We start from the raw sequence: 16,293 nt of genomic DNA on the forward strand, positions 1-16,293 counted from the left end.
AACCCGCTAGGCTTGCGCTGATCGGAACATTGACGGCATTGCCGAGGAAGGGAAGCCATGACCACTTCGCACGAGGCGCCCAAGAAGCGCCAACTCCCCACTGTCTATACCCTGCTTTTCATCATCATCGCCCTGATGGCGGCCCTCACCTGGGTGCTGCCGGCGGGCAAGTACAACTATGTCACCGCCAAGACCCAGCAGCCGGTTGCGGCGGCGGCCGTGGCCGACTACAGCGGCGACGAGCGGCTGCTGCCGGTGCCCGGCAGCTATACCGAGCTGCCTTCCCAGCCCCAGGGGGTGTTCGAGGTGCTCAAGGCCCCGATCCAGGGCTTTCACAAGGCGGCCGATGTGGCGCTGTTTGTGCTCATCATCGGCGGCTTTCTGGCGGTGACCATGCAGAGCGGCGCGCTCGATGCCGGGGTGGGGGCCATAGTGCGCGCCTTCGCCGGGCGCGAGCGACTGCTGATCCCGGTGCTGATCGCTCTCTTTGCCCTCGGTGGATCCACCTTCGGCATGGCGGAGGAGACGGTGGCCTTCTGGGCGCTGATAGTGCCGGTCATGATGGCGGCGGGCTTCGATCGCATGGTGGCGGCGGGGATCATACTGCTCGGCTCCGGGGTCGGGGTGCTCGCCTCCACCGTCAACCCCTTTGCCACCGGCATCGCCTCCGGTTTTGCCGGCATTCCCATCGGGGAGGGGATTGGGCTGAGGGTCATCCAGTGGCTGCTGCTGGTGATCTTCGCCTCCTGGTTCGTGATGCGCTATGCCAAGCAGGTGCAGCAGGACAAGTCCCGCTCCGTGCTGGCCGACATCGCCTATGACGACGAATTCTCCCAGATGAAGAGCAGCAATCTTGCCTTCAGCGGCAAGCAGAAGCTCACCATGCTGGTCTTCTTCGGCACCTTCCTGCTGATGATCTATGCGGTGGTGCCCTGGTCGGATCTGGGGATCGATCTGTTGCCCACCTTTGGCTGGTGGTTCGATGAGCTCTCCACCCTGTTCTTCAGCGCCTCCATCCTGATTGCGATCATCAACCGGATGCCCGAATCCAACTATGTGGCGACCTTCCTGAACGGGGCGCGGGATCTCATCGGGGTGGCCCTGGTGGTGGCGGTGGCGCGCGGCATCTATGTGGTGATGGAGCAGGGCGTCATCATAGACACCATATTGCAATGGGCCGAGGGGCTGGTGACCGGACTCTCCTCGTCGGTCTTCATCCTGATGGCCTATCTGGTGCACATCATTCTTAGCTTTTTTATTCCCTCCACCTCGGGGCTGGCGACCGTCTCCATGCCGCTGATGGGGCCACTGGCGGACTTCTCCGGCATCTCCCGGGATCTGGTGATCACCGCCTATCAGTCCGCCTCCGGCTGGATCAACCTGTTCGCTCCCACCGCCGCCCATCTGGTGGCGGGCCTGGCGCTCGCCAGGATCCCCTACGATCGCTTCGTGCGCTGGGTGCTGCCCTTCATCCTGGGCGTGGCCCTCATCACCATGGGGGTGCTGGTGGCCGGTACCCTGCTGCACGGCTGATGGCACGGATGAGAAAACGACAGACAGCAAAAAGGCTCCCGAGGGAGCCTTTTTCATGAGCCTTGCTTACTGCTTGTAGCCCTTGAGGAAGCGGGCGAGACGGCCTATGGCCTCTTCCAGCTCCTCCTCCCGGGGCAGGAACACCAGCCGGAAGTGATCCGGCGCCGGCCAGTTGAAGCCGGTGCCCTGCACCAGCAAGAGCTTCTCTTGCTGCAGCAGATCGAACACCATCTTCTGGTCGTCGCGAATGTCGTACACCTTGGGGTCGAGGCGCGGGAACATGTAAAGCGCCCCCTTTGGCTTGACGCAGGAGACGCCGGGGATCTCGTTCAATAGCTCCCACGCCTTGTCCCGCTGGCGGCGCAGGCGGCCGCCCGGCAGGATCAGCTCGTTGATGCTCTGGTAGCCACCCAGCGCAGTCTGGATGGCGTGCTGCATGGGCACGTTGGCACAGAGCCGCATGGAGGCCAGCATCTCCAGCCCTTCGATGTAGCCCCTGGCACGGCCCTTGGGCCCGGTGATGACCATCCAGCCCTGACGGAATCCGCAGGCGCGGTAGGCCTTGGAGAGGCCGTTGAAGGTCACCACCATCACATCGTCACACTGAGTGCAGACGCTGGTGTGGGAGATGTCGTCGTAGAGGATCTTGTCGTAGATCTCGTCGGCGAAAATGATGAGGTTGTGCTGGCGGGCGATCTCGATCAGCTCCAGCTGGAATTCGCTGCCGTAGACGGCGCCGGTCGGGTTGTTCGGGTTGATCAGCACCAGGCCGCGGGTGCGCGGGGTGATGCGGGCGCGGATGTCGTCCAGATCCGGATGCCAGTCGGCCCCTTCATCGCAGCGGTAGTGCACCGCATGGCCACCGGAGAGGGTGACGGCGGCGGTCCAGAGCGGGTAGTCGGGGGAGGGCACCAGCATCTCGTCGCCGTTGTTGAGCAGCGCCTGCATGGCCATCACGATGAGCTCGCTCGCGCCATTGCCGATGTAGATGTCGTCGATGTCGACCTTGCGCATCCCCTTTTGCTGGTAGTACTGCATCACCGCCTTGCGGGCCGAGAAGAGCCCCTTGGAGTCGCAGTAGCCCTGGCTCTGGGGCATGTTGAGGATCACATCTTTGATGATCTCTTCAGGCGCATCGAAACCGAACGGGGCCGGGTTGCCGATGTTGAGCTTGATGATGCGGTGGCCTTCGTCCTCGAGACGGCGGGCCTCTTTATGCACCGGGCCGCGAATGTCATAGCAGACATCGTCGAGCTTGTGCGACTTGTCGATAGTGAACATGGTGAGCGTGATTCCTTCCCCTGGGGGCGCGTTGGCAGAAAAGCTTTTTTTAGTATCAAATTTCTCTACCCCTATTCTTCACAGAATTGAATGCTAGAACAATCTAATTTATGGAATAAATCCCTGATATTTACCCCTGAAACAGGGTTGCCAGTCTGTTAAATTCAGCAGGATCGTTTGCCTGTCTCGCGAGAGACTAGTGAAAGATGAGGGGGAGGTTCATAAAGCAGCAAGAGTGTATTGAATTATCCACCCCATCTGGCACGATTGGCTGGGGTAAAAATCTGCTCCCACCCCTGCTGCCGGCCAAGGGCACGCGCAGCTCAGGGCGTCCTTTCATCCTGTCATCGAGGATCTTCATGCACGCACCCGCCACCGGTCGCTACCGCCACTTCAAGGGGGGTTACTATCAAGTGCTCGCCCTGGCCCTGCACACCGAAACCCAGGAACAGCTGGTTGTCTACCAATCCGAGCAGGATGGCCAGGTCTATGCCCGCCCGGTCGCCATGTTCATGGAGTGGATTGAGCATCAGGGGCAGGTGGTGAGCCGCTTCACGCCTGTGGCATGAGGGGGTGATCAAGGTCCATAAGAAAAGGCGCACCAGGCGCCTTTTTCATATGGGTATCGGGCTTACAGGCCCAGATTGGCTCTGGCATAGGCCTCGAAATCGGTGCAGCCACCGATGTGCTGCTCGTCCAGGAAGATCTGCGGCACTGTGGTGACGGGCTTGCCCGCCTTGGCGGCCAGATCGTCCTTGGTGAGCCCGGCGACGTTGATATCCACATAGCGGAACTCGAAGTCATCGCGCTCCTCGGTCAGCTGCTCGGCAATCTGCTTGGCGCGAACGCAATAGGGGCAACCCGGGCGACCAAAAATTTCTACAAACATCTTTTCTCTCCGTTAGATAAGGCCGTTGAGACGAGGCTGGCGACAGCATAGCCTCGGCTTTGGGCCAGTCAAAGCTGAAAATACCGATACGCGCATTCGCCGTGCTCGATTGCACCCCGGCCAGGTGCCGACACAGAGGTCGGCATGCTGGATTGGCGGTGGCGAACTATTCCAGCCCTATAACTCGGCAATCTCGGCACTCTGGATTCGTGGCTGCCGAGCGATGCGCTTTGCTCTACTCAAGCCTGCCTTACTGCTCGGCACTCAGGATTCGTTGCTGCCGAGCGATGCGATCCGCTCCACTCCACTCAAGCCTGCCTTATTGCTCTGCAATCTGGAGGGGTTGCTGCTGATAGATGCTCTCCAGCACCCCCTTCTCGAACACTGTCCAGGGCCAGGCGGCCTTGCTGGCGCGGTAGCGCTCGTGGGTCGCCGGATCCTGGGAGAGGCCGCGCTGGAACATCACGAAGGCCTTGCGCTGGCCACCGGCGGTGTCGATAAAGCCGGCCAGGTTGGAGGTGCCGGTGATGGTGCCCGTCTTGGCGTGCACCTTGTTCTTCATCATGGGGGCGGTGACGCTGCGTCGCCAGGCCAGGGTGCCGTCCACCTGGGAGCTCGGCAGCAGCTTGATGAAATCGAGCTCGGCATCGTTCTTCTGGATGAAGTTCAGTACTGACAGCATCTGGCGTGCGCTGATGAGGTTGTGGGCGGAGAGGCCGGAGCCGTCGGCCAGGGTGGCGTTGCCCAGATCGATACCATGCTTGGTCAGGATGGCACGCACCGCCATGGTGCCGCTGCGATAGCTGCCCGGCTTGTTGTAGTAGTGACGGCCCACGGTTTTGAGGAAGGTGTCGGCGTAGAGGTTGTCGGATTTCTTCAGCATCTTGGAGAGCATCACCGGCAGGGAGACCGAGTAGTGGGTGGCCAGGGTATCGGCGCTCACCGGAGCCTGATGGGTGACCTGCAGCAGACCGTCGTGGCTGATCCCGGCGCGGTTCATGGCCCAGCGGATGTTGTCCCAGCCCCAGGCTTCCACGTCGTGGATGGCAAAGCGCAGGCCCTGCGGCTCCTTGTTCGGGGTGATGCAGCCCTTGAGTTCGTAGAAGTTGCCCTTGGCCATGTCCACTTCCAGGGCGCAGAACTGACGCGCCATGTCGCCATAGCTCATCACCTCCACGTTGTCGGCACCTATGCCGATGGGGACGCCGGTGGCGACGTTGCCCACCGCAGGCCTGCCAATCTGGGTGGCTGTGATGGTGCCGTAGGCACAGTTCTTGTCGATGATGACGGCGGAGACGGGGGCTGCGAAGCAGAGGGTCTGATCCCCCCAGGACCAGCCGTTGCCGCGCTCATAGCCGTTGTAGGCGCCGGTGTTGACGTAGACATTGCCCTGGATGCGGGTAACCCCGAGCTGCTTGAACAGGGCCACCAGATCCATCCGCGACAGTGTGGGGTCGCCGACGAAGTTGATCCAGATGTCGCCATTGATGGTGTTGCCTTGCCTGGCGCCAGCCTGGGCCTGGATCTCGGTGGCGAAACGGAAGTCGGCGCCGAGCTCGAGGCGGGCGGCCAGGGCGGTCAGCACCTTCATGGTGGAGGCGGGGGCTATCATGTCGTCGGCGTGACGGGCAAATTCCACCCCGCTGTTGCCCTGGACTATGACGGCGTACTGGCCCCCCTTGGGCGGGGTCAGCGGGGTGGCCTGGGCCACCAGGGAAAAGAGAGCACAAAAACCAATCAACAACCGCTGCATAAGATCCTCTAACTGAACGAAGGGCGCCGGCAGTGCGATGCGCCCCTGATAATCAAACCTGGTGACTGTCATTTGCCCGCCAGACGGCGTGGCTAGGCAAAGGCGTTGGCAGTGCGGTACCGCCCTTCATAATCAAAAATTTTCTCCTTCACCTGCCAGAAACGCCCCGACTTGCGTGCGATGACGAAATCCGGGTGACGGAACTGGCTTTGCGCAGCCAGCACGCTCGCCAGAGTGGTGAATTCGGGCTCCAGGCCCGGGGCGGGCCAATGATGACGCACAAAGCGTTGTTGAAACAAGCGCCGCGCACCGCTGGTGTGAAAGGCGAAGTACTCCGTCAGGGTGAGACCGTCCTCATCGTGGTAGGTCACCTCCAGCCGCTCCCCCTGTTTGCCGCGCCCTGCGGTGAGGGTGAGACCGGCGCAGCGAATGACCATGCAGTCCTTGAGATTGAGGGCTTCCTTGAGCTTGTCATCCGGATCCACCAGCAACTGATCGCAGCTCTGGCAGCGGCGGGCTGAGATGTCGTTTTCGGCGCCGCAGGCGGGACAGATCTTGGCGCGAAAGCGGTAGTCGCACTCCTCGCGGTGGCCCTCGTCATCTTCAAACAGCCCCTGGCAGCGGCGGCCGTAGTGCTCGACCACCTTGCCCTCCTCGTCTGTCTTGCCCCAGAAGGTGTTGGCAAAGCCGCAGGCGGGGCAGGAGACCTGTACCGGCTCTGTGCCGGCGTGGGGTCTGGGCTCCCCCACCTCGGGGGCAAACAGGTTGAAGTTGTTGCCCGCATAGTCGAGCACCAGGCAATCTGTCTTTCCCGGCGACAGGCGCAGGCCGCGTCCGACGATCTGCTGATAGAGCGACACCGACTCGGTGGGGCGCAGCATCACGATGAGATCCACATGGGGGGCATCGAAGCCGGTGGTGAGCACTGCCACGTTGACCAGAAACTTGATCTCCCGCTCCTTGAAGGCATGGATCAGGGCATCGCGCTCCGGCCCCGGGGTTTCGCCGGTGACGAGGGCAGCCGTCTGGGATTTGGCGAGCAGCAGCCCCTGAATTTCCCGGGCGTGCTCGACGGTGGCGGCGAAGATCATCACCCCTTGCCGCTCGGCGGCATACTCCAGCACCTGATTGAGGATATGGGGGGTGACCCGCTGCTGGCGCTTGAGCTCGCCGTTGAGATCCGCCTCGCTGAAGAGGCCGTTCTCCCTCGGCACCAGTTTGCTGAAGTCGTAGTGGACTATGGGGGCATCTATCATGCGCGGTGGCGTCAGGTAGCCGTTTTTGACCATGAAGCGCAGGGGCAGCTCGAACACGCAGTCGCCAAAGAGCCGCTCGCCGTGGCTCTTCACCATGCCGTGGTAGTGGCGCCGGTAGATCCAGCCCAGCCCCATCCGGTACGGGGTGGCGGTGAGCCCCAGGATCTTGAGGGCCGGATTGGCCCCCTTGAGATGGTCGATGACCTGATGGTACTGGCTGTCGTCATCGAGCGAGACTCTGTGGCACTCGTCAATGATGAGCAGGGAAAACGCCCCATCAAACGCAGTCAGGTTGCGGACCACCGACTGCACCGAGCCGAACACCACCTGGGCGCTAGCCTCCTTGCGGGCCAATCCGGCGGCGAAGATGTCGGCCTTGAGCCCCCAGGCCTCGTACTTGGCGTGGTTCTGCTCCACCAGCTCCTTGACGTGGGCCAGCACCAGCACCCGGCCACGGGCCTTGCGGGCCAGCTCGGCGATCACCAGACTCTTGCCCGCCCCCGTGGGCAGCACTACCACGGCGGGATCCGGGTGCTTGCGAAAGTGGCTGATCACGGCGTTGACGGCGTCGGTTTGATAGGGTCTGAGAACGAACATGGGGGCGTGGCGTGTGAGCATGGTGCGGCGCAGGATGGCGCCATTATAGGGATCTTGGGGCCACAAAAACAGCGGGCCGGCATGATGCCGGCCCGCAGGTACCACCAAGGTGCTTAGTGGAAGGGGAACAGGTAGTTGAGCCAGCTGCCCATGCGCAGCAGGATCTTGCGCATGATGGCCACATGGTGCATGTGGTCGGTGTAGATGGCGGCCTGACCGCTGGAGCCGGCGATCACCTGATACTGGGCCCAGTCTGGATCCGTGATGCGGATGAGCACCGGCAGGCGACCCGGTTGCTGCGCCGAGCTCTGATCCACCAAGGGGGCGTTGGCTTGCACGTTGCCGGACGCTATGGCTGGGATGATGGCCTCGACCTTGCCCTTGAAGATGCGGCCTGGGGCACCATCGATGACCACTTCCGCTTCGTCACCCGCCTTGAGGCGTTGCATGCTGTTCTGCCAGAACCAGCCCACATAGAAGTTCTCGTCCTTGTGAACGAAGGTCATCACGGGGCGATACAGGTAGGGAGTGGCCACCATGCCTGGGCGCAGGGCCATTTGCAGCACATAGCCATCCGAGGGGGCATAGACCACAGTCTGATCCAGGTTGTACTGTGCTTCGCTCAGTTGGGCCTGCAGATCTTCGATGGTCGCTTTCTGCTGATCTATCTGCGCCGTGATGTCATCGACGTTGGCCTGCGTCACATCCAGATCGCGCTGTTTGCCGATACCACGGCGCATCAGCTCTTTCGCCCGATCCCGGTCAAGCACCGCAGAGCGGAGTCTGGCGCTGATGGATTTGAGGCTCTCCTTGCTGGCGGTGAGACGGGCGGCCACGCTGTTGACTTTCTGCTCGAAGCGCACCGGATCTATCTTGAACAGCACATCGCCTTGCTTCACTTCCTGGTTGGGCTTGACGGGGACCTCGGTCACTCGTCCCTTCACCAGGGGAACGACGGGGGTGGAGACGTAGTAATCCCGGGCCGTCTGGGCATAGGGGTGGTTGTAGTTCATCAGGGTGATGAGGGCCCCTATGATGAAGACGCCACCAAGCACGGCGGTCGGTACAGTCCACTTGTTGAGCGGGATCTTGAAGATCTTGAAAATCCCTACACAGATGGCCGTATAGGTGAGAATAAGTAGCAAATCCATGGAGGGTTACCTATTTTTCAGTCTGTTCGAGCGTGGTCATACGGGCCTGCAGGGCGGCAAGCTCTTGCTTGAGTGCGGTGATTTCGCCTTCGTCTTTTTCAAGACGCTGACTGAACCCCCAGCCGCGATCAGGGCGATAGAGCGTGGCCCAGATCCAGAGGAAAGGCCAGAGCACGTGCAGGGTGAACAGGCTGACCCAGCCGGCCACATGAATGGCATCCTGGTGCGGGTGATTGCGATGCTTGGCGATTTCATAGGGAATATCGTGTATGACGATGACTCCATAGAACATGATCAAGACAACGAACACCAATATTCCCAGGGCAATGTAGTCAAGTACCATCGGTTTCTCCCATCAAAGTCGCGAGGCCATACCCGGAGCCTGGCATTCACAATAATCGGCTCATGATGACAGCATATTAGCAGAGCGCAAGGGGGCGAGCAGGGAGTTGGGTCATCAGTACAGGCTCGGTTAACCGGTTGGCTATTTATCAGGCATCATTGATTTCTTTCCATAAAATCAAGCATGAAAGAGATTCGTATGTCTCGTAACAAAAAAAGGTGCGCGATGGAAAGGCGATACACAATGAACCTCTGGTTGGGGCTGCTGCTCATGCTAGCCCAGGTCACGGCAGCATGGGCCGCCGAACCCAGGCTGGAGCCGACCGTGCAGGAGAAGGCGCAGACCCTGGTGCTGCTCCATGAACCCATCGTCATGCTCCAGGCCAAGTTTGGCACTCTGGACGGGGCGGGCAGGGTCCGGCTGGTGCAGGAGCGGCTCAAGCAGATGCAGGCCTCCGATCTTGAACAGCCGGTGACCCTGGTGAGCGCCAGGCGCTTCGGGCAGGACAGCCGGGAGTTCCTGGTCAACGGCAAGCGGATCCTGGTGCTGGTGGAGGGGGATCTGGAAGCCCTCGACGAGCTGACGCTGGATCAGGCGAGCGAGCGTGTCCGCCAGCGGCTCGACAAGGTACGGCTCAAATACCTCGAGTTGCACTCCACCCCCTATCTGGTCAAGGCTGGCGGCTTGGCGCTCCTGGCCAGCCTGATCTTCTTCGGCCTCATCTGGTCTCTTCAATGGGGTCATAGACGAGTCAGGAAGTGGCTCGCCAATCGCCTCCTGCTGCAGAAGGGATTGATCCCCCATCAGTGGCGCCAGGTAGCGGGCAACGTGGAGATCCGCCTGCTCGGCCTGCTGACCCTGTTGCTTATCTTCATGCTCACCTATGGCTGGCTCACCTATGTGCTCGGTCTCTTCCCCCAGACCCGGGCCTGGAGCGAGCGGCTGGGAGACTCCCTGTTTGCCCTGTGCGGCGACATGCTGGAGGGCATGATTGCGGCCATGCCGGGCCTGGTGACAGTGATGCTGATCGTCATCATCACCCGCTTCTTCATCCGTATGCTGGCCATTCTCTTCGATCGCATCGAGCGGGGGCAGTTTCGCGTGCAGGGGCTGCATGCCGAGACCATAGGCGCGACCCGGCGGCTGCTCTCTGTGGTGATCTGGCTGTTTGCCCTGACCGTGGCCTACCCCTATCTGCCCGGTGCCGACTCCGACGCCTTCAAGGGGATCAGCGTCTTCTTCGGCCTCATGGTGACCCTGGGGTCGGCGGGCATCATGAACCATGCCATGAGCGGCCTGGTGCTCATCTACTCCCGCGCCCTGCGGCCCGGCGATCTGGTGCAGATTGGCGAGGTGGAGGGAATGGTGAGCGAGCTCAATGCCCTCTCCACCAAGCTGGTGACACGCCAGGATCACGAGGTGACCCTGCCCAATGCCGTGGTGGTGGGGGGCAAGGTGGTGAACCTGACGCGGCTGGCGGGGGAGAAGGGGGTAGCACTGCTGACCAAGGTGACGATCGGCTACGATGCGCCCTGGCGTCAGGTGCACGCCATGCTGGAGCTGGCGGCCCGGCGCTGCACCATGCTCAATCAGACCGAGCCGCCCCTGGTGCGTCAGCTCAATCTGCAGGACTGGTATGTGGAATACGAGTTGCAGGTACGGATGAAGGCGGACTTGCTCCCCGCCGTGGTCAAGACCGAGCTTCATGGCCACATCCAGGATGTGTTCAACGAGTTCGGGGTGCAGATCATGTCCCCCAACTTCATCGCCCAGCCGGAGCAGGCGGTGCTGGTGGCCAGGGAGCACTGGTACCAGGCACCCGCCGAGGCGCCCGGGGCGCCCAGCAAAGGGTAAGCCATTGGGAAATGAAGAGGCCCGGCAGCAATGCCGGGCCTCTTGTCTTGGGGAAAACGCAGTCTCTGGACTCAGCTCTCCTTGGCTTCTCTCAGCTGCGAGGGTCTGAACTTCACCAGGAAGGCCAGGGTGATGAGGGCGGTACTCACCAGACCTATGATGGTGGAGACGTTCATCGCCAGCCCGAAGCCGATGGGGGCGTTGGCCAGGTAGGTGATGACCACGGCTGTCATGAAGATGGCGGGTATGGTGCAGATCCAGTGCAGCTTGCCCTCCTTGATGAGGTAGGCGGCGGCGGCCCACAGCATGATGACGGCTGTGGTCTGGTTGGCCCAGCCGAAGTAGCGCCAGATCACCCCGAACTCGGCCTTGGAGATGATGAAACCGAGGATGAACATGGGGATGGCGATGAGCAGGCGCTTGACCAGCGGCTTCTGGGTCATCTTCAGGAAGTCCGCCACTATGAGGCGAGCGCTGCGAAACGCGGTGTCACCGGAGGTGATGGGCAGGATCACCACGCCCAGGATGGCCAGTATGCCGCCCACTGTGCCGAGCAGGCTGGTGGAGACCTCGTGTACCACGGCCGCCGGGCCGCCGTTGGCCATGGTGGCGTTGAGCGCTTCGGTGCTGTCGTAGAAGGAGAGACCCAGGGTGCACCAGATGAGGGCGATGATCCCTTCCCCTATCATGGCGCCGTAGAAGATGAAACGGCCGGACTTCTCGTTCTGCATGCAGCGCGCCATCAACGGTGACTGGGTGGCGTGGAAGCCCGATACCGCGCCACAGGCGATGGTGATGAACAAGAGCGGCCAGAGCGGCAGCTCGGTGGGGTGCAGGTTGGAGAAGTCCATCCCTGTGTTGTAGAAGCCCTTGCCGGAGACGATGAGGCCTATGATGAGGCCGACCGACATGAACACCAGCAGGGCGCCGAAGATGGGATAGAAGCGGCCGATGATCTTGTCGATGGGGACTATGGTGGCGAGGATGTAGTAGGCAAAGATCGCCACTATCCAGTAGACCAGATCGGTGGAGGTGAGGTTGGCGAGCAGGCCAGCGGGGCTCAGCACGAAGACCACGCCCACCAGCATCAAGAGCACCACGGCGAACAGGTTCATGAAGTGCTTGGCGGCGGTGCCGAGGTGCTCACCGACCACGGTCGGTACAGAGGCCCCCTTGGCGCGCACCGACAGCATGCCGGAGAAGTAGTCGTGAACCGCGCCGGCGAAGATGCAGCCGAACACTATCCAGAGCATGGCGACCGGGCCGTAGAGGGCACCGAGTATGGGGCCGAAGATGGGGCCGACGCCGGCGATGTTGAGCAGTTGAACCAGGTAGACCTTCTTGTCCGACATGGGGACATAGTCCACTCCGTCGGCCATGGTGATGGCGGGGGTGGCCAGCTCGGGTTTGGGGCCGAATATGCGTTCGACGAATTTGCCGTAGATGAAGTAGCCCGCTACCAGCAGGCCGACACAGAGGAAGAACCAGATCATTGTTACGCTCCAGCATTGTTATTTTATGGTGTGCGCGGTCAGTCTAGGTGGGGCCTTCTGTTAACGGCAGGTAAATGATGGTGAGCGGCGACATGGCGACCCGAGCGGTCGCCCGTTGTGATCCGGCGCACAGCGGGCGCCCTCATTCCAGCCCCAGCTCGTCTTTGAGCTCCTTGAGATAGCGTCTGCTGACCGGCACCCGGGCGCCGCTTGGGGTGACTATCTGGGCCAGCTGGTTTTCCAGCAACTGGATCTCGAAGATCGCGCCCGGGGCCACCAGGTACTGGCGGTGGCAGCGCAGCAGCGGTGTCTTCTCCTCCAGGGATTTCAGGGTGAGCTGGGTGTGAAACAGCTCCCCCTGGCAGGCGACGTGCACCCCGCCGAGATCCGAGAAGGCATACTCCACCTGCTCCACGGGTAGCAGACGCACCCGGTTGTGCAGATAGCCGGGGATGTGGCGAATGGCCGGTGAAAGCGCAGCCACCGGCTGGGGGCTGAGATCCTGTTTGAGGCGCGCCAGCGTCTTCGCCAGCCGGGCGGGCTCCACCGGTTTGAGCAGGTAGTCGAAGGCATTCTCCTCGAAGGCCTGGATGGCGTAGTCATCAAACGCCGTGACAAAGACGATGCGGGGCAGGGGATCCAGCATGGCCACCAGCTCCATGCCGCTGAGCTTGGGCATCTGGATGTCGAGAAACACCACCTCCGGCTTGAGCCGCGCAATGAGGGAGAGCGCCTCTATGGCATTGGCGGCCGAGCCGATGATCTCGATGTCGGGGTCGCTGCCGAGCAACTCGGCCAGTTCCTCGCGGGCATAGGGTTCGTCGTCGACTATCAGGGTGCGGATCATGTGATCTCCTTGGAAGGGGAATCCGGCTGTCTGGGCAGGGTGAAAGAGACCCGGGTCCACTGCTCCGGCTCACACTGCACCTGGATGCCAAAGCGCTCGCCGAAGGCACTCTTGAGCCGCCTGTCCACAATGCTCATGCCAAGGCCGTCCCCCTGGGGACCCGGCTGCCAGGCTCCGGCATTGTCCTCCACGCAGAGGGTGACACCCTCTGGCCCCTCCTCGGCGAAGAGCCGGATCCGCCCCTGCTCCAGCAGGGAGCAGATCCCGTGCTTGATGGCATTCTCGATGAGGGGCTGCAGGGTGAAGCTCGGCAGTTGCATGTCGGCCAGGTGCGGCGGTATCTCGTTGATGACGGTCAGACGCTCGCCAAAGCGGGCCTGCTCTATCTCCAGATAGGACTGGCAGTGCTCCTGCTCCTCCCGCAGCGTGGTCAAGCCGCTCTGGCGCTTGAGGTTCTTGCGAAAGAACAGGGAGAGGTGCAGCAGCAGCTGGCGTGCCCGCTCGGGGTCGCGCCGGGTAATGGCACTGATGGTATTGAGGGTGTTGAACAGGAAGTGGGGATTGATCTGCGCCTGCACCAGCTTGAGCTCGGACTGCACCAGCAATCGCTGCTGCTGCTCCAGCCGCCCGCTCAGCAACTGCTGTGACAACAGGTTGGCTATCCCTTCCCCCAGGGTGTGGTTGATCTTGAGGAAGAGCCGCTTCTTGGGTTCATAGAGCTTGATGGTGCCTATCACCCCCTGATCCCCTTGCAGCGGGATCACCAGCACCGAGCCGAGCTGGCACTGGGGGGAGATGCTGCAGCGATAGGGACGGCTGTTGCCATCGGCAAACAGCACCTTGTTCTGGGCTATGGCCTGCAGGGTGATGGCGGAGGTGATGGGGGTGCCCGGTTTGTGGTGATCCTCCCCGGTGCCGATGAAGGCGAGGATCTTGTCGGTGTCAGTGATGGCGACGGCGCCGACCCCTGTCTCCTCCTGCACTATATGGGCTATCTTGCGGCTTGCCTCCGGTGTGAAGCCCTGGGTCATGATGCCGACGGTGCGGTTGGCTATGGTGAGCGCCTTGGCGGAGAAGACCCGGGAGAACTTCTCGTACATGCGTTGCTGGTCGCGGATCATGCTGATGAAGAGCGCCGCCCCGCAGGAGTTGGCGAGGATCATGGGGGTGGCTATGGTGCGCACCAGCTGCAGGGCCTGCTCGGACGGGGTGGCGACCAGCAGTATGATCACCATCTGCAGGATCTCGGCGTAGAGGGTGGTGAAGAAGGCAATCCGGGGATTGAACAGGGCATCCACCCGGTTCGTTCGCATCAGCCGCCAGTGCACCAGGCCCCCCAGCAACCCCTCGCAGGTGGTGGAGATGGCGCAGGCGAGATCGGTAAATCCGCCCAGGGTATAGCGGTGCAAGCCCCCGGTCAGTCCCACCATAAAGCCCACCAGGGGGCCTCCCAGCAGCCCCCCCAGCACGGCGCCGACGGCGCGGGTATTGGCGATGGCGTCGTCTATGTCCAGTCCCACATAGGTGCCCAGTATGCAGAAGCAGGAGAAGATGACGTATATCAGTATCTTGTGCGGCAGTCTGACCGAGTAGTTGGCCAGGGGGCGCAGCAGTGGGCTCTTGGAGAAGAGGTAGGCAATGACCAGGCTGACACTCATCTGCTGGAGCAGGGAGAGGACTAATTGCATAAAAAACCTTCCTCAAGATGTATCCCGGGCCCGAACACCACCAGGGCGAACTGTGAGCAAGATCTCGTCTTGATGCAGGACGCGGCCCCATGGCGGGGGCAGTTTGCCAGAATGAAAAAATAAAACCATATAAAATCAGCACGTTAAATTGATATTTGTGTAACCGGGCGGCGCTTGATATTGCTGGATGGAGCATGAATGTGCCCACTGGGTGCGCCACACGGAGGTGGCATGCTCCGCCCGGCCTTCGGCTGGGCGTTTTTTATCCAGCTCCAATGGCGGACGATTTTGAGGGGGCTCGAGCAATTATTCAGGTTTGTCCAATGAGTTATCCCCAGCTTCTGGGGATAACTCAGAAGGCGAAATAGTAGCAGACGCGTCGGCCCAGGTTGAAAAATGGCCGTTGTCCCTCATCCAGCTCCTCCTGCCTGAGGGTGGCTATGATGCTTCGCCCATCTTCCCGCAGATCCATCATGGCCACGGCTTCCGGGCGCTGCCCCTTGATATAGGGTTGCACCTTGGGTTTGAGGGGCATGCTGGGCTCGGTCGAGAGCACCAGCGCCACCGAGTCATCGTCGAGGCGCACCAGGGATCCGGGCGGATAGACCCCCAGCACCTTTATCAACAATCTGACCAGATCTTGATCGAATTTCTTCTGGGACAACTTGTAGAGCTGGCCGATGGCCTGGCTCGGCCCCGCCGGGTGGAGGCCGCTGCGCGGGTGCAGCAGCTCGTCGTAATGGTCCACCAGGCCGATGAGGCGGGCGAGGGGAGGTATCCTGTCCCCCTGGATGCCAAGGGGAAAACCGCTGCCGTCCAGCCGCTCGTGATGGAGGTGGGCAACCTCGCGGATCCTGGGCTCGAAGGCCTGCAGCTGGTTGAGCATCTCCAGTCCGTACTGGGGATGCATGTTGAGAAAGTTGAGCTCCGCCTTGTTGAGTTCTCCCCGCTTCTGGGTGATCTGGCTCGGGATCCTGAGCTCGCCGATATCGTGCAGCAGGCCAGCCAGCCCCGCCTCCTCGATCTCGATGGGGCTCATGCCCAGCTCCCTTGCCATCAGCATGGCGATGAAGGCCACGCTCAGGCTGTGTTGCAGCAGGATGTCAGTGTGCTGGCTGCGGATGAGGTGCAGGCCCAGGGGGCCCTGATGGTCGGCGAGGCGGGTGGCGACGGTGCGCACCATCTGGGCGGTGTTGGCCAGCCCCTCGTCGGGCTTGAGATTGAGGGCGCCGAGGGCGTCGCGAAGATCAGACAGAGATTGGCCGAATGCCTTGTCGGCGGTGCGAAGGGAGCGGCGAAAGGCCTTTTCGTCGAACGCGGGTTCAGTCGGGAGAGCGGAGGCATCTTGCGTCGCCCCGAGATCGGCTGAAGGTGCCGGCTCGGCCCGCAGCAGGGGCTCGACGGGGAGATCGCTCTTGTCGGGATCCACCATCAGCAGGGTGAGTTCGAGGTGACGGATGATCTCGAGTTGCTGCTGGTCGCGGATCTTGAAGGCGTTGAACATGAAAGGGTGGCTGGTCCATCCCGTGGGGAGATGAATGTAGTGGCCGACTCTCAATTGTTCGATGGAGGCCTGGATCAGCGCCATAGACTCGCTCTTCTGTCGAA

The 16,293-nt window shown here is 61.7% G+C and carries 13 protein-coding genes; 3 read left to right on the forward strand and 10 right to left on the reverse strand.

Annotation, left to right across the window (positions count from 1 at the left end; all coding sequences use genetic code 11):
* Positions 1-57: 57 nt before the first annotated feature.
* On the forward strand, positions 58-1,533 hold the full coding sequence (locus G4923_RS00720; RefSeq protein WP_163134983.1) for a YfcC family protein: 1,476 nt from the start codon (positions 58-60) through the stop codon (positions 1,531-1,533).
* Between the two features lie 66 nt (positions 1,534-1,599).
* Here the strand turns inward: G4923_RS00720 and G4923_RS00725 are convergent, their stop codons facing one another.
* Positions 1,600-2,814: a pyridoxal phosphate-dependent aminotransferase gene (locus tag G4923_RS00725; RefSeq protein ID WP_106887201.1), complete on the reverse strand. Its 1,215-nt coding sequence runs from the start codon at positions 2,812-2,814 to the stop codon at positions 1,600-1,602.
* A gap of 359 nt (positions 2,815-3,173) precedes the next feature.
* Between G4923_RS00725 and G4923_RS00730 the strand changes: the two genes are divergently transcribed.
* Positions 3,174-3,383, forward strand: coding sequence for a DUF1653 domain-containing protein (locus G4923_RS00730; RefSeq protein ID WP_005326862.1), 210 nt, complete (start codon positions 3,174-3,176; stop codon positions 3,381-3,383).
* Between the two features lie 62 nt (positions 3,384-3,445).
* Here G4923_RS00730 and G4923_RS00735 read toward each other — a convergent pair whose 3' ends face one another.
* The 5 genes from G4923_RS00735 to G4923_RS00755 form a co-directional block, all read right to left on the reverse strand.
* Positions 3,446-3,703 carry a GrxA family glutaredoxin gene (locus tag G4923_RS00735; RefSeq protein WP_010674029.1) on the reverse strand — a complete coding sequence of 86 codons (258 nt, stop codon included), beginning with the start codon at positions 3,701-3,703 and terminating at the stop codon, positions 3,446-3,448.
* Positions 3,704-4,022: 319 nt separating this feature from the next.
* Entirely contained in the window at positions 4,023-5,456 is a 1,434-nt protein-coding gene (dacB, locus tag G4923_RS00740) for a D-alanyl-D-alanine carboxypeptidase/D-alanyl-D-alanine endopeptidase (RefSeq protein WP_163134985.1), read from the reverse strand.
* Between the two features lie 92 nt (positions 5,457-5,548).
* Complete coding sequence (gene radD, locus G4923_RS00745) at positions 5,549-7,309, reverse strand: DNA repair helicase RadD (RefSeq protein ID WP_163134987.1); 1,761 nt, start codon at positions 7,307-7,309, stop codon at positions 5,549-5,551.
* 113 nt (positions 7,310-7,422) lie between these two features.
* Positions 7,423-8,460 (reverse strand): HlyD family secretion protein, encoded by a 1,038-nt coding sequence (locus G4923_RS00750; protein ID WP_139744895.1) that lies wholly within the window; start codon positions 8,458-8,460, stop codon positions 7,423-7,425.
* 10 nt (positions 8,461-8,470) lie between these two features.
* The gene (locus tag G4923_RS00755) at positions 8,471-8,803 is read right to left on the reverse strand and encodes a DUF3302 domain-containing protein (RefSeq protein ID WP_106887198.1); all 333 of its coding nucleotides are present in this window, start codon (positions 8,801-8,803) and stop codon (positions 8,471-8,473) included.
* A 243-nt stretch (positions 8,804-9,046) separates the two neighbouring features.
* Between G4923_RS00755 and G4923_RS00760 the strand changes: the two genes are divergently transcribed.
* A complete protein-coding gene (locus G4923_RS00760) occupies positions 9,047-10,657 on the forward strand; it encodes a mechanosensitive ion channel family protein (protein WP_163134989.1) in 1,611 nt (536 codons plus the stop codon).
* Positions 10,658-10,728: 71 nt separating this feature from the next.
* On the opposite strand, the gene G4923_RS00765 is transcribed toward G4923_RS00760, so the two are convergent.
* The 4 genes from G4923_RS00765 to G4923_RS00780 form a co-directional block, all read right to left on the reverse strand.
* Positions 10,729-12,150 (reverse strand): carbon starvation CstA family protein, encoded by a 1,422-nt coding sequence (locus tag G4923_RS00765; protein ID WP_106887196.1) that lies wholly within the window; start codon positions 12,148-12,150, stop codon positions 10,729-10,731.
* A gap of 142 nt (positions 12,151-12,292) precedes the next feature.
* Entirely contained in the window at positions 12,293-12,997 is a 705-nt protein-coding gene (gene btsR, locus G4923_RS00770) for a two-component system response regulator BtsR (RefSeq protein WP_111912446.1), read from the reverse strand.
* Entirely contained in the window at positions 12,994-14,685 is a 1,692-nt protein-coding gene (locus tag G4923_RS00775; protein ID WP_111912448.1) for a sensor histidine kinase, read from the reverse strand. The genes btsR and G4923_RS00775 overlap by 4 nt, the downstream gene beginning before the upstream one ends.
* A 352-nt stretch (positions 14,686-15,037) precedes the next feature.
* Entirely contained in the window at positions 15,038-16,273 is a 1,236-nt protein-coding gene (locus tag G4923_RS00780) for an HD-GYP domain-containing protein (RefSeq protein ID WP_163134991.1), read from the reverse strand.
* Positions 16,274-16,293 lie beyond the last annotated feature (20 nt).

It is taken from the genome of Aeromonas rivipollensis (assembly GCF_010974825.1).
GTDB lineage: Bacteria > Pseudomonadota > Gammaproteobacteria > Enterobacterales > Aeromonadaceae > Aeromonas > Aeromonas rivipollensis.